Origin of the sequence: Streptomyces sp. NPDC001093 (assembly GCF_040298985.1) — a bacterium.
Lineage (GTDB): Bacteria > Actinomycetota > Actinomycetes > Streptomycetales > Streptomycetaceae > Streptomyces.
This window is the reverse complement of the sequence record NZ_JBEPBF010000056.1, coordinates 21,433-42,490: the sequence shown is the minus strand read 5'-3', so window position 1 is coordinate 42,490 and position 21,058 is coordinate 21,433. Positions and strand designations below refer to the sequence as shown.

Here is a 21,058-nt window from a genome sequence, read left to right as displayed (position 1 = left end):
TCCCGGCGGTGCGGACCCCGGCATGAATACGGGAGCACCCCTAATTCACGGTCGTTCGACCGGTGCCCCAGGGATGCTCCGCCGCGGCTGCGGACCGCTCAGGCCCCGGGCTCGAGCGGGATGGGGTCCCGAGGCCCCCCGGACACCAGTGTCAGATGCCGCTGCCCGGCCCTGCGCTGACGCGGCAGCACTCCGCGGACCGCCGGGGCGCCGCCGCCCGCGCGTGCTCCGGCCGACGTGCCCGGTACGGCGGACAGAGCGCGCGGCGCCGGAGCCGGCCGGCGTCCCCGTGCCTCGGTGACGAGATCCAGCAGGGCGTCGGCGAACACCTCGATGTCCTCGGCCGTGTTGTCGTGGTGCACGGATGCGCGTACGGCCGTGACGACACCGCGCCGGGGCAGGTACATCGGGGTTTCCTGGGCGACCGTCTTCCACACGGCGACCCCGTGGTCGGCGAGCCCGCGGCGGAGCAGCGCGGCCGGCAGTTCCTCGTGCCGGAAGGTGAGGATGCCGGACCGGGTTCGCCCCGGGTCGATCAGTTCGGTGCCGGGCACCTGCTCCACGGCGGCGCGCAGGACGGGGCCGAGGTCCTGGTGCGGGGCAGCCGTGGCGTGCTCGGCCAGGGCCGTGTTCAGCGCGGCGACGCGCGCGCCGTCCGGCACGGCCGGCGACGCGCCGCCGTTCGGCGCCAGGGCCTGCCGCAACTGCGGTGCCACATAGGCGAATCCGGCCGACTGCGGGCCGCGCAGGAACCTCCAGCCGTCCCCGGTGAGCAGCTGGCAGCCGATGCGGGCGACGTCCACGGGGAGCTGGCCGACGGCGTACGACGCGTCGACGGCGTACAGGCACCGGTGCGGGGCGAGGATGCGTCCCACGTCCTCCACGGGGTTGACGATGCCGCATCCCGAGGGGACGTACGGAACGCAGACCAGGGCGACGTCGTCGCCGATGTGCTGTGCCATCCACTCCAGGTCGAGGTCGCCGTCGTGGCGCAGCGGTACGACGTCCAGCCGGCAGCGGGTGCGGTCGCGCAGGGCGAAGAGCGTGGTGAGGTTGGCGGCCGACTCGTAGGGAGTCGTCCAGACGCGGTCGCCGGGACCCAGCGGCAGCCGGGACAGCAGGGCGGCGAAGGCGTCGGCTGCGCCGGTGCACAGGACGGTGTCGCCGAGCGGCGCGCCCAGCAGCGCGGCCAGTCGCTCGTGGATCTCTCCGTGGAGGACGTCTTCCAGGCGTTCCTCCAGCTCGTACGGCCCGAACCGGTCCTCGTGGCACGTCCATTCGGTGAGGACCGCGCGTACGGCGGCGGACATGCGGCCCACACCGGCCGTGTTCAGGTGGACCCTTCGGTCACCGTGCGACGTCGTGTTCACTTCCGGGGCCTCCCCCCGTGGCTGAGGCAATTTGTTGCCGAGTAGTTGGCAATACCTTGCCTCCGAGAGTGGGGAGTTGGCAACATCGGGCAACAACGGCTCCGGCGGGACTCGAGTTGAGGGCCGGCAGGCAAGAGGCTCGGCCGTGTCCGGCTCTCTCCACTAGGAGTTGCCAAGCGTTGCCAGAGCATCTCGAATTCTGCCAAGAAGCAGCGTTTTCGCAGTTCAAGGCGACTTTCATCTGGCAACTCCGGTCCGCGGAACCCCCTCCTTGGGCGTTTCTGGTGGCCGCCTCGATCAGAAATCGACCAATTCCCCACCAATTCACGAGATTTGCTTGCCAACCTTCTTGGCAAGAGGTTGCCAAGCAACGAACACGGAATTGACACCGAGGAGCCCGCCATGAACCGCATCGCCCGGATCGCCACCATCGCCGCCACCGTCGCCGCCGCCGCCTTCACCACCGCCGGTGTCGCCACCGCGGACAGCGCCCACCTCGGCCGGCCGGCCACCACCGCCACCGCCAAGCCCGCCTCGATCGACTGGCCGATCGCCCCCGCCACCGCCAAGCCCGCGTCCATCGACTGGCCGATCGCCCCCGCCGCCAAGCCCGCGTCCATCGACTGGCCGGTCGCCCCCGCCACCACCGCCACCGCCAAGCCCGCGTCCATCGACTGGCCGATCGCCCCCGCCACCGCCAAGCCCGCCTCGATCGACTGGCCGGTCGCCCCGGCCGCCGCCAAGCCCGCCTCCATCGACTGGCCGGTCGCCCCGGCCGCCGCCAAGCCCGCCTCCATCGACTGGCCGAAGGTCGCCTCCGTCTGATGCGCGCCTGGGCCGCCGCGCCCGCCCCGTGACGCCCCCGCCGGCCACCGTGCCGCCGCGGGGGCTTCGGCGTTCCCGGAGCGGTGTCACCTCCGTCCCCGCTCCACCTCTGTTAGAGGAGCGGCTTCGATGCTGGCCCGGACCAGCGCGGCTGCGGTGAAGGGGCGGGTTCATGACGGAGGCGGAAAGAGCATCGGTGGCCAAAGCCCTCGAGGCGGTCCTCACCATCTGCGCGGTGGGACGTTCCCGGGCGGTACTGATCGAGGGCGCGGCCGGCTGCGGCAAGAGCCATCTCCTGGACGCCGTGGCCGAACGGGCCGCAGCCGCCGGAGCACTGGTCCTCACCGCCGCCGCCACCGAGCAGGAACGCCGGGTGCCCCTCGGTGTGCTGCGCCAACTGGTGTGCAGTGCACCGGTGTTCGCACTCGCCCGCACCGAAGCCGACGACGCCGTGCCCTCCGGGGAGGCGATGCGGGCGTTCTGCGCGGAGCTGTGCGACCTCGCCCTCGACGGGCCGGTGGTGCTGTGCCTGGACGACGTCCAGCACACCGACTCGCAGTCCCTGCACCACCTGCGCCATCTCATACGGCACGTCCGCCCGGCCCCGGTGCTGGTGGTGGCCACCGTGTCCGCCTCCACCGACCATGCTCAGGAGCCGCTGTTCACACCGGAGTTGCTCCGGCAGCCGCACGTCCGCCGTATCCGGCTCGGCCTGCTCACCCCGCAGGAGACGGCACAGGCCGCCGCGACACCGCCCCAGCAGTGGCCGGCCCCGGGCCGTCCGGGCCGTACTCCCGGCGAACTGCACTCCATCACCGGCGGAAACCCGCTGCTGCTGCGCGCCCTGCTCCAGGAGGACGCCGCCCACGCCGCCGACGCCGCCGTACGGCCCGCGGAGCCGGCACCCGAGGGCCCGTTCGCCGACGCCGTCCTCGCCTGCGTGCACCGCAGCGGACCGGGAGGGCAGGCGGTCGCCCGCGCGGTGGCGACACTGGCCGACCGCGCCACCGAGCCCCTGGTCACCCGCATGCTGGACCTCCTCGGCGCCGATGGCCCGCCACGGCCCCAGGACACCAGCGGCGCGCTGGCCGCCCTGCGCGCCTGCGGAGTGCTCGACGGCCTCCGCTTCCGGCACCCGTCCGTCGCCGCCGCCGTGCTCGCCGAGACGTCCCCGCGCGCCCGCGCGGACCTGCACCGGGGGGCCGCACGGGCGCTCGGCGCGGCGGGTGCCCCGGCCGGGGTGGTGGCGGACCACCTGCTCGCCCCGCTGTCGGACGGCATCCGCGTCCCCGTGGTCCCCGAGGACTTCGCCCTGCTCGTCCGGACGGCGGAGGACCTGCTGGCACCACCCCGCCCGGACCTCCCGCACACGCCTCGCACCACCCACACCCCTCCCCGGGCCACCCGCCTCGCCCACCCCGCCGCCGGCCGTCCCCAGGTCGCCGCAGTGCCCGGCGCGTACCACGCCCTCGAGGACGCCGAGCGTCTCCTCGTGCTCGCGCATCACGTCTGCCCCGACGAGGCCGAGCGTGCCGGTGTCGCGCTGCGGTTCGCGCGGCTGGCCGCGCGCCGGCATCCGGAGACGGCGGAGCAGCGGCTGACCGCGCTGGTCACGGGGCCCCGTTCGGCGCGGCCGGCCGGCTGGGACCCCGCGGAACCCGCCGCGATGCTGCTCGCCCAGGGCCGGGTCCCCGAGGCGGCCGCCCTGCTGGGCGGGACGGCAGGCCCCGGTGGGAAGGGCGGCCGTACCCCGGGCTCGCTCCTCGGCGCGCTGCTCGACACCCGCGCCGGTGACTGCGAGACGCTGCTGCGGACGGTGCCGTTGGCGGACGCCGCCTTCGCACCGCTCGTCAACGCCGTACGCACACTGCTGTACTCGGACCGGCCCGAGCGCGCGGTCTTCGCGAGCCGACAGCTGCTCACCCAGGCGGAGAGCAGCGGCGCGCCCGGCTGGCGCGCCGTCTGCGCGGATCTGCACGCGGAGGCTCTGCTGCGGGTGGGCGACGCGTCCGGTGCCCATGAGCACGCGACGGCGGCGCTCGACGCGCTGCCGACGACCGGCGGCGGAACCTTCCACTACGGTCCGGCCGCCGTGCTGGTCCAGGCCTGCGGCGCGCTCGGCCGCCACGACGAGGCGGCCCGGCACGTCCGGTACCCGGTGACCCGTCAGGCGCTGACGAGCCTGTACGGCCTGCGCTACCTGCGGGCCCGCGGACTGCACCAGTTGTCCCTGGGGCAGCCGCACCTCGCGCTCGCCGACTTCCGCAAGGCGGGCCGTGTGCTGCAGTCCTGGCAGGCGGACCGGCCGGCCCTGCTGCCCTGGCGCACGGACGCCGCGCAGGCGCTGCTGCGGATGGGCCGGCTCGGGCGGGCCCGGACGCTGGCCGAGGAGCAGCTCGCCCTGCCCGGCGCGACGTACCCGTGGGTGCGGGGCACCTCGCTGCGTCTGCTGGCCGCGACGGGCGGCCCCGGTCCGCGCACCGCCCTGCTGCGCGAGTCCGTCGAGCTGCTGCGGCGCTCCGGCGACCGGCTGGAGACCGCCCGCTCCCTGGCGGACCTCGGGCACGCCCTGCACGCCGACGACCGCCCCTCGCAGGGGGCCGCCACCCTGCGGGCCGCGTGGAACCTGGCCCAGCAGATGGGTGCGGTGGGTCTGCGCGAGGAGCTGTTGCCCGGGTCGGGCCGTCCGGCCACCGTGCTCACCGCCGGGGACGTGCCGCTGACCGATGCCGAGCGGCGGGTGGCGGCGCTGGCGGCGGAGGGGCTGACCAACCGTGGCATCGCGGCCCGGCTCGGGGTGACGGTCAGCACGGTCGAGCAGCATCTGACCCGCGTCTACCGGAAGCTGGGCGTCTCCGGCCGGGCGGACCTGTCCGCGCAGCCGGCCGGGACCGCACCCGTGCGCGGCTGACCGCCGGCGCCCCGGCCGTTCTCCCTCCCTCACCTCGAACGTCCCGTCCCGTCCCCTTCCCCTGAAGCGGCTGTGCCGCGGAGGCCCCTTCCTCCGCGGCACAGCCGCTTTCGCATGCCGGGACAGTCCGTCCCGTGCCGGACTTGGCAACTCCCGTCCCTCGGCTTGGCAACAATCCACCCGCGCCACCTGCGGTTCCATCGCCGCTCCACCGTTCCGAGACACCGCTTCAAGATGCCGTTGCCAGTATTCAGGCAAGGTTTTGCCAAGCCGGAAGGCGCTGTCGTAAGGAGCGGGTACTGATGTCCATCTCCGGCCTCATCGAGCAGCAGGTCCACGAGCGGCCCGACGCGATCGCGGTCGACTACCCCGAGCACGCCGACGGCCGCGGCGGCCGCCTCACCTATCGAGAGCTGAGCCGCGCGGCCAACCGCCTCGCCGCTCATCTGCGCGCCCGCGGTGTCGGCCACGGCGACCGTGTGCTGACATCGCTGCGGCCGGGTCCGGAGATGGTCACCGCGTTCCTCGGGATCGTGCGGGCCGGCGCCGCCTACGTGCCGGTCGACCCCGCCAACCCGGCCGAGCGGCGCCGGCTGATCGTGCGGGACAGCGCGGCCGCCGCGGTGCTGACCGAGGGGCCGGACGCCGCGGACTACGCGGGCCTGGACACGGTGGTCGTCGCCCTGGACGCCGAGGCCCCCGAGATCGCCCGGCGCTCCGACGCCCTGCCCGAGCGGACGGCCGGCCCGGACGATGCCGTCTACGTCTGCTACACCTCCGGCACCACCGGCACCCCCAAGGGCGTCGTCGTACCGCACCGGGCGGTGCTGGACTTCGTACGGTCCACCGACTACCTGCGGCTGACCCCCGCCGACGTGGTGGCCCAGGCCGCCAATCCCGCCTTCGACGCGGTCACCTTCGAGGTGTGGACGACGCTCACCGCGGGCGCCCGGCTGGTCGGCCTCGGCAAGGACACCGTGACCGACCCGGGCCGCTTCCAGGACGCGGTCCGCGCCCACGGCATCTCCGTGATCTTCCTGACGACCGCCCTGTTCAACCTGATCGCCCGGGAACGGCCGGCCGCCTTCGCGCCGCTGCGCACCGTCCTGTTCGGCGGCGAGGCCTGCGACCCACGCCGGGTGCGCGAGGTGTTCGCGGCCGGTGCGCCCGAGCGGCTGCTGCACGTGTACGGGCCGACCGAGACGACGACGTTCGCCACCTGGCACCAGGTCAGCGAGCCCGCCGAGGGCGACCGTACGATCCCGATCGGCCGGCCGATCGGCGCCACCACGGCCGTGGTCGTGGACGCCGACGACACCCCGGTCGCCCCGGGCGGCACCGGTGAACTCCTGCTCGGCGGGCCGGGCGTGGCCCGCGGCTACCTGCACCGCCCGGAGCTGACCGCGCAGCGGTTCGTCGAGGACCGCTTCACCGGCACGGGTGGCGTGCTGTACCGGACCGGCGACGTGGTGCGGGTGGGCGAAGACGGCGCGCTGGAGTTCGTCGGCCGGGTGGACAACCAGATCAAGCTGCGCGGTTTCCGCATCGAACTCGGCGAGATCGAGTCGGTGCTGACCGCCCACCCGGCCGTGTCCGCCGCCGCGGTGTCCCTGCACGAGACCGAGGACGGCGACAAGCGCCTGGTCGCGCACGTGGTACCGGCCGCCGCGGCCGCGGCGGCCGAGGAGGACGCGCAGATCACCGAGTGGAAGGAGATCTACGAGGCGCTCTACGACGACGCGGCGGCCGCCGGGCTGGGCGACAACTTCACCGGCTGGAACAGCAGTTACGACGCCCTGCCGATCCCGCTGGAGCACATGCGGGAGTGGCAGAACGCCACCCTCGACCGGATCCGCGAGCTGCCGCGCCGCCGGGTCCTGGAGATCGGCGTGGGCACCGGACTGCTGATGGCCCACCTCGCCCGCGACGAGGAGGTCCAGGAGTACTGGGCCACCGACTTCTCCCCCGCCGTCGTCGCCGCGCTCAGCGCCCAGGTGGAGGCCGACCCGGTGCTGAAGGGCAAGGTCCGGCTCGACTGCCGGGGCGCCGAGGACACCACCGGGCTGCCCGCCGGCCGCTTCGACACGATCGTCGTCAACTCGGTGATCCAGTACTTCCCGAGCCTCGCCTACCTGCGCACCGTCGTCGAGCGGGCCCTGCCGCTGCTCGCCCCGGGCGGCTCACTGCTCCTCGGTGACCTGCGCAACCTCGATCTCGCCCGCTGCTTCCAGACCGGCATCGCGCTGGCCCGGCCCGGCGCCGCCCGGGGCGACCGCGAGGCGCTGCGCCGCACCATCGACCAGCAGGTCGCCGGGGAGACCGAACTGCTGCTCTCCCCCGCCCTGTTCGACACCCTCGCCCGGGACCTGCCCGCCGTGCGCGCGGTCGACGTACGCGCCAAGCGGGGCCTGCACCACAACGAGCTGACCCGCTACCGCTACGAGGCGGTGCTCTGCACGGCCGAACCGGTCGCCGACCTCGCCACCGCGCCCGTCGCCCGCTGGGGCCTGGACATCTCCAGTGCCGCCGAGGCGGAGCACCGCCTGGCGGCCGAGCGGCCCGCGATGCTGCGCCTGGCCGGCGTGCCCAACCGCCGGGTGCACGACGAGTACACGGCCATGCACTCCCTCTACGACCCGCGCGAGAGCATCGACCTGGCCGCCCAGGACGCGCCCGCACCCGACCCGGAGGCACTGTGCGAGGCCGCCGAACGCCTCGGCTACCGGGCCCTGCCCACCTGGGGCGAAAGCCCCGAACTCCTGGACGTGGTCTTCCTCGACCCCGACCGGATCCCCGCCGGCCCGCTCACCGGTGTGTACGCGGCCCCCGTCGCCGACGCCGTGAGCTGTGCCAACACCCCGACCGCCTTCGACCGCACCGGCGACCTGGAAGTCGCCCTGCGCACCCACCTCCAGGAACGGCTGCCGGACTACATGATCCCCTCCGCGCTGACGACCATGGACGCCCTGCCGCTGAACGCCAACGGCAAGATCGACCGCAAGGCCCTGCCCGCGCCGGCCATCACCGCCGAGGGTCCCGGCACCCAGCCCGGCACACCGATCCAGGAGATCGTCCGTGATCTGTTCGCCGAGGTGGTGGGCCTGCCCCGGTACAAGGTGCACGCGGACTCCGACTTCTTCCGCATCGGCGGCCACTCGCTGGCGGCGGCCCGGCTGCTGTCCAGGGCCCGCGAGACGCTGGGCGCCGACCCGGGCAGCCGGGCGCTGTACGAGGCGCCGACCCCGGCCGCGTTCGCCACGCTCGTCGGCGACTGCGCCGCCGTGGCGACCGGGCCGGGCGCCACGGCGGGCGACAGCGCGGAGTTCTCGCTGCGGCTGCGCGGCGCGCTGGACTCCCGCGCCCTGGAGGCGGCCCTGGTCGACCTCGGCCGGCGCCACGAGGCGCTGCGCAACTCCCGGCTCGGCGCGGCCGGCACCCGGTTGCGCACCCTCTCCGCCGACGACCACCTGCTGGAACTGGCCCTGCCCGCCGGCTCGGTCGACCCGTGGTCCCGCCTGCCGCTGGCCGCCGAACTCGCCCGGGCCTACGGAGCGCGGGCCACCGGTGACACCCCGCACCGCTCCCCCGCCGGGCTGGACGCGGCGCCCCGCGCCCTCTTCGGGGACGTGCCGCCCACCCCGCTGCCGGGCAGCGCGCCGCAGGCCGGCGACGCCTCCCACGGCACCCTGGAAGCGGAACTGGACGAGGAACTGCACGCCCGGCTCACCCGGTTCGCCGCCGAGCACGGCACCACCCTGTTCATGGTGGTGCACGCCGCGCTCGCCGCACTGCTGACCCGGCTCGGCGCATCCGGCCGGGTCACCGTGGCCGCGCCCGTCCCGGCCCGGGACACCGCCGCGCTGCGCGAGGCGGTCGGCCCCTTCGGCCGGGTCCTGGCCCTGTCGGTGGACACCTCCGGCGACCCGGCCTTCACCGAGCTGCTGCGCCGGGTCCGCGAGCGGGACCTGGCGGCCTACCGGGACGGCGAGGCGGCGCTGGCGGCGCTGCCCGGCGGGGTCGCGCTGACCGTGCTCCAGGAGTGCGCGGCCCGGTTCGAGGCGGCCGGGCTGTCCGTGCAGGCCGAGCACTGCACGCCGCCGGCCCCGGCCGCCGACCTGGGGCTGACGCTGACGGAGCGGCAGAGCCCCACCGGCGTCCCGGCCGGCATCACCGTCACCGCCGTCTTCCGGCACGAGACGGTCGGCGAGACGGCCGCCGCCTCGCTCACCGGCCAGCTCACCGCCCTGCTGCGGTCCGCCCTGGACACGCCTGCCACCCCGCTCAGCCGGCTGCGGCTGCTGCCCGGCCAGGCCGCCGGGAGCGGGGTGTGGGCGGGTGCGCAGGTGCCGCTCGCGGAGCAGGACGTGGCCGCGCTGTTCGCGGCCCAGGTGGCGCGGGCCCCCGAGGCGCTCGCGCTGGCCGGCCTGACCTACGCCGAACTCGACGCCCGTTCCGACCTGTTGGCGCACGCGCTCATCGAGCACAAGGCGGGCCCGGGCACCTGTGTGCTCACCGCCCTGTCCTCGCCGGCCGGGTTCGCGGTGGCCGCGGTCGCCGTGGCGAAGACCGGTGCCGCGCTGCTGCCGGCCGACCCGTCGCTGGACCTCGCCGAGTCGCTGCGCCCGGCGGTGCTGCTGCTCGACGAGACCGCCGACCTGCTGCTGCCCGCCGTGCCCGGCGCGGCCCGGCTGGTCCGCGACGGTGCCGCCGACCGGCTGCCGCCGGCCGGGCACTGGCCGGTGGCCGACGCCGACCGGACCCGGCCGCTGCGCGCCGGTGACCCGCTGCTGCTGGTGCCCGGCGAGGACGGCACGGTCGCGGTGGGCAGCGAGGCGGTCGCCGCGGCGACGCTGGCCGCACCCGCCGACGCGGCCTGGCTGGTGCACGGCTACCCGGACGGGGACGCGGCGATCGGGCTGCTGAGCGCCCTGGCCTGCGGCGCCCGCGTGCACGTGCCGGACGGCTCGCTGAGCCAGGACGTGCCGCACGAGGTGCTGGGCTGGCTGCGGCAGCGGGGGGCCCGGGTGGTGCTGGGCGGCGCCGACGACGTGCTGTGCGCGCTGATGGCGCTGGCCCGGACCGAGGGCGCCGCGCTGACCGTCAGCGGTGGCTGGGCCGAGGGCAGGCTCGTCGTGGAGCGGGTGCCCGGCGCCGCGGCCCGGCCCGCCCCCGGATACCGCGCCTACCTCCTCGACCCGCTGCTGCGGCCGGTGGCCCCGGGCGAGACCGGGTCCCTGTACATCGCGGGCGCGGGCGTCGCCCAGGGCTACGCCGGGGCTCCCGGGGCCAGCGGTGAACGGTTCCTGCCCGACCCGTTCGGCGGCCGGGACGGCAGCACCGCCCGCATGTGGCGCACCGGCCGCGCCGCGCGCCTGGACGAGGACGGCAACCTGCGGGTGCTGGACGGCCCGGCCGCCGACGACCCGTTCGCCGACGAGTTCGCCACCTTCGTCGTACTCGCCGACGCGACCGGGCACCGCGCCCTGTGGCCCGCGACGGCCTTCGTCCCCGAGGGCTGGTACGAGACCCACGCCGAGGACATCTACGAGCTGTGTCTCGATCACATCAACGAGCAGCTCGGCGACCCGTTCTAGGTCGGCGGCCGGCCCGGCGACCGTTCCCGCGAGCACCCCCGCAGCCACCGACGACGCGCTTTCCCGGAGGATCCCATGACCGCCACCGACGACCGCCACCACGTCCTCGACCTCACCCCCCGCGAGGCCCGCGCCGCGCACGCGCTGGCCGCGGCCTGCCTGGAGTCGTACAAGGCGGCGGACGACCCGCGGTTCCTGGACGAGGCGCCCGTGCTCGCGCACGAGCTGCCGCTGACCGTGCGCCGCCACCTGAACTCGGCGCGGCGCGACGAGACCACCCATGTCACCCTGGTCTGCGGCAACCTGGTCGACCAGGCGGCGCTCGGCGCCACCCCCCGGCACTGGCGGGAGGCGAACACCGACGCGAGCCAGGTCCACGGCTTCCTGCTCGTGCTGTACGCGGCCCTGCTGGGCGATGTCACCGGCTGGGCCACCCAGCAGGACGGCCGGCTGGTGACCGACATCCTGCCGAGCAAGGGCTTCGAGAAGAGCCTGATCTCCGCCTCCAGCGAACTGGAGCTGGCCTGGCACACCGAGGACGCGTTCTCGCCGTACCGGGCGGACTGGGTGGGTCTGTTCGCGTTGCGCAACGAGAGCGGGGTGCCGACGACCGTCGCCCACGTCGACGTGCACCGGCTGCCCGCCCGGATCCGCGCGGTGCTGTCACAGCCGCGTTTCGTGGCCCTGCCGGACTCCGCGCACGAGTTCGCCGAGGGGGCCTTCGTCCCGGAGCCGGTGCCCGTCCTGGAGGGCCATCCGGACCAGCCGGTGCTCCGTGTCGACCGGGACTTCTTCCGCGCCCAGGACGGCGATCCGGAGGCCGCCGAGGCCCTCGCCCACATCATCGCCCACCTCGATGCCAACCTCACCGACGTGGTCGTTCCCACCGGCGGGATCTGCTTCGTCGACAACCGCAACGTGGTGCACGGCCGGCGCTCCTTCCGCGCCGGGTTCGACGGCGGCGACCGCTGGCTGAAGCGGGTCAACCTCGTCCGCGACCTGCGCCGCACCCGCCCCGGCCGACTCGACGGCTCCACCCGGGTCATCGGCTGAACTCCCGCGCGCCCCAGCAGACTTGGAGACGACCATGCACACCACCGGCACCCCCACCGCCCGCCCCGCCGTCCTGCTCGTCGAGAGCCGCCGGGCCACCTTCACCGACCACGTCCTCGCCCGCGACGACGTCGACGTCGTCCTGCTGCGCTTCGACACCGTCCAGCTGACCGAGGACTACATCGCCCGTACCGCGCACGTGCCGACGTTCACCCTGGACACCTCCGCGTCCCTGCAGGACGAGGCCGCCCGCTACCTGCGCTGGATGAAGGGCACCAAGGGGCTGCCCCGGCCCACCCACTTCTGCAACCCCAACGAGGCGCTGCAGGCCACCGCCCAGCGCTTCGCCGCCCTGGTGGACCTGCCGCACCTGAGCGAGGAACAGGTGGGCTGGGTGCGCAACAAGATGACGATGAAGGACCGGTACGCCGAACTCGGCATCCCGCACGCCGCCTACCGCCCCGTGCACGCCCTGGAGGACGTCGTCGCGTTCGGCGACGAACACGGCTGGCCGGTGATCCTCAAGCCCGTCGACTCCGACTCCTGCATCGGCACCTACCGCCTCGACTCCCCGCAGGACCTCGCGGACGTACCACCGCTCGACCCGGGCCTCGACTGGATGGCCGAGGAGTACATCCGGGGCCGGGAGTTCCAGCTGTGCGCGGTCGTCGCCCGCGGGGTGGTCCTGGACGCCTACCTGTCGAAGAACCCGGTGCCGATCCTGGAGGTCCTGGACGGCAAGATCAACGCCAACATCACCTACGCGCCCGGCGAGGAGATCCCGGTCGACGCCCGCGCGCTGGCGCAGCGGCTCACCGACGGCCTCGGCATTCCCTACGGCTACCTGCACGGCGAGTTCTTCCTCACCGACGACGGCGAGTTCGTGATGAGCGAGGTCGCGGCCCGGCTCAGCGGCTGCGAGGTGCCGATGAACCACGGCCTCGCCTACGGCTTCGACTTCCTGCACGTCATCCTCGACACCTACGTCGACCGGGTGCCGGTGCCCGAGTACACCCTCGACCGTGCCGTCGGCGACCTGCTGCTGCCGACCGCACCCGGCCGCGTCGTCCACATCACCTCCGAGGAGGAACTGCTGCGGCTGCCCGGCGTGATCGGCGCCCGGCTGACCGCCGCGCCGGGCGACGTCCTCGACCCGCCGCGCGCCTCGCACGCCTCCACCGGCTATGTGCACGTCGAGGGTGCCACCGCCGACGAGGTGGAGGAGCGGATGCACGCCGTGCTGCGCCACTTCGAGCTGAAGGTGGACGAGTCGTGAACGCCCCGGCGGCAGGGCCGCTGTTCGTCCCGTACGGCGCACTCGACGACTACGCCGGGGCCGTGGCGGCGGGCGCGGCCGGCGACGGTCCGCTGCCGGTGTGGACCGGCGGCCGTACCGACCTGCTGGACGGCATCGCGCTCGCCGAACAGGTCTACGCCGGCCGGCGCAGCCCCGAAGCCGCGGACACCGGCGTCCTGTTCGGCGCCGACGAGCTGCCCGGGGCGCTGCGCGCCCTGCTCACCCCTCTGGCCCGCCACTGGGTGACCGACCCGGCGGCGCTGCCCGAGGACGGCTCCGTGCTGCTCGCCGGCACCTACGGCCACCTGCGTGGCGACGAGCTGCAACCGCTCGTCGAGGCCGCGTACCGCTCGTCGAGGCCGCTGTTCCTGCTGACCGGCCGGGACGTGCACAGCCTCAGCTGGGTGGTGGCCAAGCAGTACGCCCGGGCCGCCCCGGGCGCCGCGGTGGGCGTCGTCTCCGAGCTGGACGCGGCGGCACCGGTGCCGGGCGCGGACGTGTGGTGCGGCGCGGAGGACGTGCGCCGCGTCGACGTCAAGGAGCTGGCGCTGGGCCGGGTGTGGCGCCGGGTGCTGTTCCACGGCAACGGCAAGGACGACCAGCTGAACCTGGGCCTGTTCACCCTGTGCGGGGCGAGCCCGGTCCCGGCCCTGCCCGGCGCCCCCGGCCCCAAGTGCGCCTACGGCCTGGGCTGCACCAAGCCCATGGACAAGCTGATCCCGGCCCGCGCGATCCGGACGGCCGAACTGGTCCTGGCCAACTGCTTCAGCGGCGCCCTCGCCGGGCACGCCATGTACGACCCGAAGTACCTGATCCTGCTGAACGCCCTGGACGGCCCGGCGCAGACGGTGGTGGCCACCCTCACCGCCTGCGACGGCCAGCGCCCGGAGAACCTGGCCTGGCTCGCGGACGGCACCGTCGAAGCGGTCAACGAGCGTCTGCGGGACATCAATCCGTACCCGGCGTTCGTACAGGCGGGCCTGCGGTCCTCCGGGGCGGAGCCCGGACCGGACGCGGACGCGACACCGGAGCCGACCGCGGAACCGCTGCCCCTGCACACCCTCGGCGCCCGGCTGTCCGGCCTGCTGGACAGCGGTCTGCTCGGCCCGGACCATCCGCTGCGGCCCCGGCTGCGGGCACTGTCGGACACCCTGCTGCACGACGTGGTGCGTACGGTGGTGAAGTCGCCGGAGGCCGAGGAGGCGCTCGCCGCCGTCGCCAGGGAGACCACCTCCCTGGACCTGGCCCTCGCCCAGCGCTTCGCCAGGCACCACGACGACCCGGTCCTGCAGTTCCCCACCTACTTCGGCGAACGCAGCGTGGCCGAGGAGCCCGCCGCCCTGGACACCCCGTGCGCCTGCGGCCGCCCGCTCGTCGCCTACCGGCGGCGCGGCCGGGTGCCGGTGGTCACCGACACGGTGCAGGTGGTCTGCCCGCGCTGCGGCGATGTCGCCAACTCCCTCGCCGATTCAGCCGAGTTGACGGTGAAGGCGGCGGAGCGGGTGACGGCCGGCGGTACCCTCCACGTGGTGGTCGAGGCCGAGGCGCGCCGCGCCGGGACGGTGAACCTGGGCATCGTGCTGCCGGTGTACCTCGACGCGAAGGTCGGCCCGGTGCTGCGCCGGGTGCGGGCGGAGCGGGCCGGCGAGCGGGTGCACGCCGAGTTCACGATCACACCGTCCCGCGAGGCGACCCCGCAGGCCTACTACTTCTGCCCGTACGCCGTACAGGACCTGGGCATCTCCGTGTCCCGGGTGCACTTCACGCTGCATCCGGAGGAAGGACGACGATGACGCAGACGGCGGCCGGGGACCCGGCTCGGGGCAGTTCGTGGGCGCCGCTCGCGCACCGCCCCTTCCGGCGGCTGGCGGCCGGCCGGCTCCTGGTGTACTTCGCCAACGCCATGGCTCCGGTGGCCCTCGCCTTCGCCGTCCTGGACACGACCGGGTCCACCACGGACCTGGGCCTGGTGGTCGGCGCGCGCTCGCTCGCCAACGTGGCGCTGCTGCTGATCGGCGGGGTGGTCGCCGACCGGGTGCGGCGCACGCTGGTGCTCCAGGGCTCGGCGCTGGCCGCCGCCGGTGTCCAGGCCGCGATCGCCGCGAGCGTACTGCTGCACGCGGCGTCGATCCCGCTGCTGGTTGTGCTGAGTGCCGTCAACGGGGCCCTCGCCGCACTGTCCCTGCCCGCGTCCGCCGCGCTCACCCCGCAGACGGTGCCCACCGGGCTGATCCGGCCGGCCAACGCCGTGATGCGGATGGGCACCAACCTCGGCGCGATCGCCGGTTCCTCGCTGGCCGGCGTGGTGGCCGCGGTGTTCGGACCCGGCTGGGGGCTCGCGGGCAACGCGGTGGCGTTCTGCGGCGCGGCTCTGTGCTTCCTCGGCGTGAACGCCACGCCCGCGAAGGAGACCGGAGCCGCCGGCCCGACGCGCCCCCTGCAGGAACTGCGCGAAGGCTGGCGGGAGTTCACCTCGCGCGCGTGGGTGTGGATCGTGGTCCTGCAGTTCATGGTGGTCAACGCGGTGGTCGCGGGCGGCGTGCAGGTGCTCGGCCCGGTCGTCGCCGACGACACCTTCGGCCGCGGGGCGTGGGGCACCGTGCTGGCCGCGCAGATGGCGGGTGCCGTGGCCGGCGGAATCCTCGCGGCCCGCTCCCGCATCCGGCGTGCCCTGCTGCTCGGCGTCGCCCTGGTTGCGGTCGAGGCGGTCCCGCTGGTCGTGCTGGCCGAGGCACCGGGCGCCCTGCTGCTGACGGTCGCGATGTTCGCCAACGGGCTGGCCCTGGAACAGTTCGGGGTCGCCTGGGACGTCTCCCTGCAGGAGAACATCCCCGCCGACCGGCTGGCCCGCGTCTACGCCTACGACGCGCTCGGCTCCTTCGTGGCCCTGCCCCTGGGCGAGATGGCCGCGGGGCCCCTGGCGGGCCACCTCGGCATCCACACCACCCTGCTGGCCGGTGCGACGCTGGTGGCCCTGGTGACGGCGGCGGCACTGTGCAGCCGCCAGGTGAGGTCGTTGACGACGGGTCCGGCACCGACCCTCCCGACGTCACCGGCACCGGAGCCGGCAACCCGCTGACCGCCCCGCCGGACAGCACGGGGCCGCCTGCGAGCGCCCCCGCCCCGAAACCCGCGACCACCCCCGACCGGACCCTCACCGACCGTCCCGACCCCGCAAGCAGCGGCCCGCAGCCCAGCAGCCCGGACCACGGCCCATCCGCCGACCACCAGGCCACAGGCATCCGCCGGCCCACCACCAAACCCCGGACCCACAGCCTCCCCGGACACCGCGCGCCGAACGTTCCGCGCACCCGGCGAGTGGCAAGCACCACTGAGCGCCGACCCCGCCGACCGGTCCGGCCCCACGAGCAGCGGTCCACTGCCGAGCGGCTCGGACCAGGGCCTGTCCGCCGACCGCCGGACCACCGGCATCCGCCGGCCGAGCACCGGACCACGGGTCTCACGGCCTCGCCGTGCGCCGGCGAACGGCGGATCACACCGCCGTCGAGCCGCGTTCCGTGGCCGACTGGGCCAGGGACTCCGCGAGGATGCGCCAGATCTGCGCGGCCAGGTCGATGTTGGCATCGGCCTGGGCCTGCTCGGCGAGGGCCCGCAGGCCCTGGATACCGCTGTCGTCGCCGGAGCGGATGAGCAGCTGGTGGCGCAGGATGTCCATCTGTACCCGCTCCCGGTAGGTCATCCGGGGCTCCGCCAGGGCGAGTTCGCCGAGCAGGACGCGGGCGTCGTCGTACCGGGCGGTGACGAAGGCGAGGTCGGCCTTGAGCGCGGTCAGCTGCTGGCGCAGTCCCGGTGTGCCGACGAACGCGAGCGCCGACTCGGCGGCCGTGAGGCACCGCTCGGCGGCCTCGGGGTCCGGCGGCAGCTTCTCCAGGTGCAGCCGGCCGGCCGTGAGCCTGAGCCTGAGCCACAGCACCAGGTCCTCCCCGCTGGCGAACTTCTCCAGCGCCTCCTCCAGGTAGCCCTGGGCCGCGGCGTGGTCGCCCTGCCGGACACGCACCGCCGCCGCGGTCCACATGGCCTCCGCCCACAGCGCGTCCGACCGGCCCGCGACCAGCTCGACCAGCTCGTCGACGTGGGCTCGCGCGTCCGGCGTCCGGCCGGCCTCGCCCTCCACCGAGACCAGGGCCAGCAGCACCGCGGCACGGTCCTCCACGTCCAGATGGTCCTCGCGGGCGAGATGGTGGGCGGTCATCGCGGCGTCGATGGCCTCGTTGATGTCACCGAGCGAACGCAGGCAGCGGGCGAGCCGGGTCAGCCCGCGCACCCGCAGCGCGGTCAGCCCGACCGCGTCGCCGAGCTGCACCAGCTCCTCCAGGTACTCCCGTTCGCCGGCGTGGTCGCCCTGGAGCCGCCGCTGCCGGGCCAGTTGCCACAGCGCCTGCCAGCGCAGCACCGGCGCCTCGTGTCCCTCGGCGGCCAGGGCCTCGCGGAGCGTCTCCAGCGCCGCGCCGGAGCCGGTGGAGGCGACCAGCGACAGCGCGTTGGCGAGCGAACCGCCCGCGGGCTCCTCGAAGTCCGCCACCTCCAGGCCGAGCCGTTCGGCGAGGTAGGCGACGGCCCGCTCGGTGGGCTGGCGGGCGCCGGACTCCAGCCGGGAGAGATATCCCGTGGACATGCCGTCTCCCGCGAGCGCTGTCTGGGACAGCCCGCGGGCCTGGCGCAGTTTCCTCAGACGGCTGCCGAACGCGGGCTGTTGCAGCATGTGACCATTCCCTGGGGACGAACGAGTGGGGTGGCCGTGGGGCGGGACGGGCGAGCCACCGAAAGCCGCAACGAGCGTAGGGGGACGGGCAACAGCCGGGCAATGTTTTGCCAGGCGCCGTGCCTTGGCCCTCGTGCGAACCTCACGAGGCTCTCATGCGTTCCTCGAGCGGGTCTTTACCGGATACGGGCAGCATCTCGAGCGTCAGCGGCGGTGCCTGCGCACCAGCCCGTCCTCTGTCACGGGAGCTGTTCCCGTCCGTGTCCACGGGAGTCGTACATGAAGCAGTCGGTTCCTGCCCGCCATGCTGCCCGCGAGGGCCGCACCGGCCGACCGGGACCGACGCGCGGCGCGCCCTCCGACGACGACATCGACTGGCCGTAGAGGTGATCATGATGCATACCCCGACCCAGCACCACCCCCGCCCGGTCTCCCCCGTGCCGGTCCCCGCCCCCGCGCAGTCCCCCGTACAGGCCCTCGACGCCTCGGACACCCTCCTCATGGCCTCGCTCGCCACGGCGTTCTCACCGGCCGGGGCGGCATCGGCGACCTGGGCCGCCGTACGCGCCTTCACCCGCCACCGCACGACCGTGAACGGCCGCGCCACGCACAGCGCCTGAGTCCCGGCCGGCGTAGGGTGCGCGCCCGAATCCTGCGCACCCGATCTCACGTTCCCGGCACCACCGATTCCGACCCGGCCGCAGGCCCGGCCCGTCAGTCACAGGCCGGTGACGCGCTCGCCTCCTGCAGGGCCCTCGCCAGGCCCCGGGGCCCGTCGGGGTCGTCGCAGGTGCCGCCGACCACCACCAGGGGCGGGCGGACCCCGGGCCCGGTGACGTGCCGCGCCAGTTCGCACGCGAGGGCGCCGGCGCCGGAGTATCCGCCGAGGACCAGCCGGCCGCGCGAGCGGGCGAGCCTGCCCAGGGCACCAGCCGTGGCGGTGTCCTCGCCGCTGACGAGCCGGAGCGCGGTCAGCGCCTCCGGCCCGCGGTAGTGCCGTACCAGCTCCCAGTGGCCCGTGCGCGGCGCGCCCGGCACGTCGACGAGGCACACGGTCGCCGCGGCGGGCGCCGACGCGCCGCGCAGCGACACCAGTGGCGCCCCGTCCCGGGCGAGGGAGCCCTCCGGCACGGGGGGTGTCGTGTCGTCCGGCAGCCAGGCCAGCGTGTCGCCGACGGTGGTGGTCCCGGTCGCGGCGCCGGGGAGCAGGCGCAGCAGCCGGACGGTGTGCGCCAGCAGCGTGCGGGCGGTTCCACCGTCGACGAGGTCACGGTCGTACACACAGGTGACCACGAGAGCGCGTCGCGTGTCGTGGCCGGCGCGCAGCCGCAGGGCGTACCCGGCGGGCGATCCGGCGGTCTCCTGCTCCTCGAGGCGGATTCCGTGCGCGGCGAGCGCGTCGCCGTACGTCTCCTCGGGGCGCGGACCGCAGTCGAAGGCGAGCAGGCCGCCGGCCCGGGACGCGGTGCCGCGGCCGGTGCCGGGGTCCAGTGCCCCGTCCGCGACCCATTCGTACGCGGCCATGTCCATGGCCCGGTCGCGCAGTTCGCGCAGCAGCCCGGGCAGGGCGAGCGCCGCGTCGACGGCGACCGTGACGGGCAGCGCGTTCTCGAAGGGGCCGGGCACGCCCTCGATGCCCTCCAGGAGCAGTCCGCGCCCCGGGAAGTCCAGGCCGAAGCCGACGACGGCGGGCCCGGGGGCGGCGCCGGACGCGCGGTACTGCAGCATCGCCCACACCGCCTGGAGCACGCTGCTGTCCGCGACGCCCCAGTGGGCCGCCCACCGGGCCAGGTCCGTGCTCTCGGCCGGGGACAGCGCGCTGCGGTGCACGCCGGTGCCACCGCTGCCGGCCAGACCGGCGGCGGCGGTGGGGCGGGCGGGCACGGGAGCGGTCGTCCGGTGGGCGGGTCCGAGGGCCCTGTGGGCCGCGTGCCGGCGCCAGAAGTCGCCGGCCGGTGCGAGGTCCTGGGCGCCGAGCCAGCGGGCGCAGTCGCCCAGGTCGGGACGGCGTTCGCCACCGGGCAGCACGCCGTCGGCGAGGTAGGCGCGACAGCACTCGCGCATCAGCAGCCGGACGCTCCAGCTGTCGAGCAGGGCACGGTGATAGGTGACGAGCACGTCGGTGAAGGGCGCCGCCGCGTCCGCGGGGCCGCTGTCCAGCAGCGCCACCCGCAGCGGCCCGGGGCGGCGCAGGTCGAAGGCGCGGGCGCGTTCGCGGGCGAGCAGCGCGGCGCGCCGGATCACCGTGCCGTCACGGTGGCGTACGACGTCCAGGGGGCCGCGGTCGAAGACCACGGCGCGTGGCCGGGGGTCCCACAGGAAGCCGGTGCGCAGCACGCTCTCGCGCTCGCCGACGGCCTGCCAGGCCGCCTCGAAACGACCGGTGTCGAGGGGGCCGTACCAGCGCCAGACGATCTGCTCGACCTGCTGGTCGGGTCGGGCCAGGGCGTCGGCGAGCCGCTGTTGCTGCAGGGCGGTGACCGGCTCGGTGCGCGGCAGCGTCCCGCAGGACCGGTCCCCCGCGCCCCCGGGGGACCCGGCCCCTGGCCCGCCGTCGAGGACGGAGTCGGGGGCGGCGGTGAGCAGGTCGGCGAGCAGACCGACGGGATAGGGCGCCGACGCACCGGCCTCGCCGGGGAGTACGACGGTGTGCAGGTCGGGGCCGTGCCGCAGCAGCCGGGGCCCCGCCTGCCGGGTGTCCGGGCGGCTCTCGGCTATGCGGTGCAGGGCCCGGTGGAAGCAGGCGGCGTCCAGTGGCCCGTGCAGTCGGAGGGCGCCGTGAGCGCCCCGCTCGGGGTCGATCACCGCGCACACGCCGGTGGTCCGGCCGTCGTTCATCGCCTCCCCCTCGTGGACAACCGGTACGGAGCGGGACGTCCGCCGCCCGCGGCTCAGCCGGCGGGCCGGCGGAACGGCTTGGCGGATCCGCCGCGGGGACGGGACACCCGGCGGCGGATCCAGGCGGCGGGGGAGGTCAGCTGGCGCGCCTGCGGCGATGCTCCGGACCGCGCGGCGCGCCCCGGCGGCCCCTGTCCGCCGCACGCCGACGTCCTGGGCATCCGGCGGGCGTACGGCTTCGTCTCCGGCGGCGGTATGTGCCGGCCGATGTGGTGCTCTTCCATGGCCGTCCCCTCACACTCAGCCTCCCCACGCTAGCTCCGGCGCGTCCCGTCCGTCCGTTTTCTCCAGCGGCCCGCGAACCGTCCCCGACCTGCGCTCGTCCGTGCGGGACGTCCTCGCGGTGTCCGGGCCACCGTGCCGGCCACCAGCCCGTTCCCCGACGTC

At 75.2% G+C, this 21,058-nt stretch carries 12 protein-coding genes; 8 read left to right on the top strand and 4 right to left on the bottom strand.

Features of this window, described 5'->3' with window-relative positions:
• Positions 1–98: 98 nt before the first annotated feature.
• Entirely contained in the window at positions 99–1,370 is a 1,272-nt protein-coding gene (locus ABT288_RS26090) for an aminotransferase class V-fold PLP-dependent enzyme (RefSeq protein ID WP_351612246.1), read from the bottom strand.
• A 402-nt stretch (positions 1,371–1,772) separates the two neighbouring features.
• Between ABT288_RS26090 and ABT288_RS26085 the strand changes: the two genes are divergently transcribed.
• The 7 genes from ABT288_RS26085 (at position 1,773) to ABT288_RS26055 (ending at position 16,129) form a co-directional block, all read left to right on the top strand.
• Complete coding sequence (locus ABT288_RS26085; RefSeq protein ID WP_351612243.1) at positions 1,773–2,195, top strand: hypothetical protein; 423 nt, start codon at positions 1,773–1,775, stop codon at positions 2,193–2,195.
• A gap of 172 nt (positions 2,196–2,367) precedes the next feature.
• Positions 2,368–5,106: an AAA family ATPase gene (locus ABT288_RS26080; RefSeq protein WP_351612241.1), complete on the top strand. Its 2,739-nt coding sequence runs from the start codon at positions 2,368–2,370 to the stop codon at positions 5,104–5,106.
• Between the two features lie 302 nt (positions 5,107–5,408).
• Positions 5,409–10,700, top strand: coding sequence for a non-ribosomal peptide synthetase (locus ABT288_RS26075; RefSeq protein ID WP_351612239.1), 5,292 nt, complete (start codon positions 5,409–5,411; stop codon positions 10,698–10,700).
• 75 nt (positions 10,701–10,775) lie between these two features.
• Positions 10,776–11,753, top strand: a complete 978-nt coding sequence (locus ABT288_RS26070; RefSeq protein WP_351612237.1) for a TauD/TfdA family dioxygenase — start codon at positions 10,776–10,778, stop codon at positions 11,751–11,753.
• A 34-nt stretch (positions 11,754–11,787) separates the two neighbouring features.
• On the top strand, positions 11,788–13,029 hold the full coding sequence (locus ABT288_RS26065) for an ATP-grasp domain-containing protein (protein ID WP_351612234.1): 1,242 nt from the start codon (positions 11,788–11,790) through the stop codon (positions 13,027–13,029).
• The gene (locus ABT288_RS26060) at positions 13,026–14,843 is read left to right on the top strand and encodes a hypothetical protein (RefSeq protein WP_351612231.1); all 1,818 of its coding nucleotides are present in this window, start codon (positions 13,026–13,028) and stop codon (positions 14,841–14,843) included. Before ABT288_RS26065 ends, ABT288_RS26060 begins: the two co-directional genes overlap by 4 nt.
• Positions 14,840–16,129: an MFS transporter gene (locus ABT288_RS26055; protein ID WP_351612229.1), complete on the top strand. Its 1,290-nt coding sequence runs from the start codon at positions 14,840–14,842 to the stop codon at positions 16,127–16,129. The genes ABT288_RS26060 and ABT288_RS26055 overlap by 4 nt, the downstream gene beginning before the upstream one ends.
• Positions 16,130–16,543: 414 nt before the next feature.
• On the opposite strand, the gene ABT288_RS26050 is transcribed toward ABT288_RS26055, so the two are convergent.
• Positions 16,544–17,773, bottom strand: a complete 1,230-nt coding sequence (locus ABT288_RS26050) for a helix-turn-helix domain-containing protein (protein WP_351612226.1) — start codon at positions 17,771–17,773, stop codon at positions 16,544–16,546.
• Positions 17,774–18,165: 392 nt separating this feature from the next.
• On the opposite strand from ABT288_RS26050, the gene ABT288_RS26045 reads away from it, so the two are divergent.
• Positions 18,166–18,393 (top strand): hypothetical protein, encoded by a 228-nt coding sequence (locus ABT288_RS26045; RefSeq protein ID WP_351612224.1) that lies wholly within the window; start codon positions 18,166–18,168, stop codon positions 18,391–18,393.
• A 94-nt stretch (positions 18,394–18,487) separates the two neighbouring features.
• Here ABT288_RS26045 and ABT288_RS26040 read toward each other — a convergent pair whose 3' ends face one another.
• A complete protein-coding gene (locus ABT288_RS26040; protein ID WP_351612221.1) occupies positions 18,488–20,611 on the bottom strand; it encodes a condensation domain-containing protein in 2,124 nt (707 codons plus the stop codon).
• Between the two features lie 53 nt (positions 20,612–20,664).
• Positions 20,665–20,895 (bottom strand): hypothetical protein, encoded by a 231-nt coding sequence (locus tag ABT288_RS26035; protein ID WP_351612219.1) that lies wholly within the window; start codon positions 20,893–20,895, stop codon positions 20,665–20,667.
• Positions 20,896–21,058 lie beyond the last annotated feature (163 nt).

Excerpts from the sequence above, each read along its gene's own strand:
- ABT288_RS26080 (WP_351612241.1), top strand. The coding sequence starts at position 2,368 with ATGACGGAGGCGGAAAGAGCATCGGTGGCCAAAGCCCTCGAGGCGGTC.
- ABT288_RS26070 (WP_351612237.1), top strand. The coding sequence starts at position 10,776 with ATGACCGCCACCGACGACCGCCACCACGTCCTCGACCTCACCCCCCGC.
- ABT288_RS26045 (WP_351612224.1), top strand. The coding sequence starts at position 18,166 with ATGATGCATACCCCGACCCAGCACCACCCCCGCCCGGTCTCCCCCGTG.
- ABT288_RS26035 (WP_351612219.1), bottom strand. The coding sequence starts at position 20,895 with ATGGAAGAGCACCACATCGGCCGGCACATACCGCCGCCGGAGACGAAG.
- ABT288_RS26040 (WP_351612221.1), bottom strand. The coding sequence starts at position 20,611 with ATGAACGACGGCCGGACCACCGGCGTGTGCGCGGTGATCGACCCCGAG.
- ABT288_RS26085 (WP_351612243.1), top strand. The coding sequence starts at position 1,773 with ATGAACCGCATCGCCCGGATCGCCACCATCGCCGCCACCGTCGCCGCC.
- ABT288_RS26050 (WP_351612226.1), bottom strand. The coding sequence starts at position 17,773 with ATGCTGCAACAGCCCGCGTTCGGCAGCCGTCTGAGGAAACTGCGCCAG.
- ABT288_RS26055 (WP_351612229.1), top strand. The coding sequence starts at position 14,840 with ATGACGCAGACGGCGGCCGGGGACCCGGCTCGGGGCAGTTCGTGGGCG.
- ABT288_RS26065 (WP_351612234.1), top strand. The coding sequence starts at position 11,788 with ATGCACACCACCGGCACCCCCACCGCCCGCCCCGCCGTCCTGCTCGTC.
- ABT288_RS26075 (WP_351612239.1), top strand. The coding sequence starts at position 5,409 with ATGTCCATCTCCGGCCTCATCGAGCAGCAGGTCCACGAGCGGCCCGAC.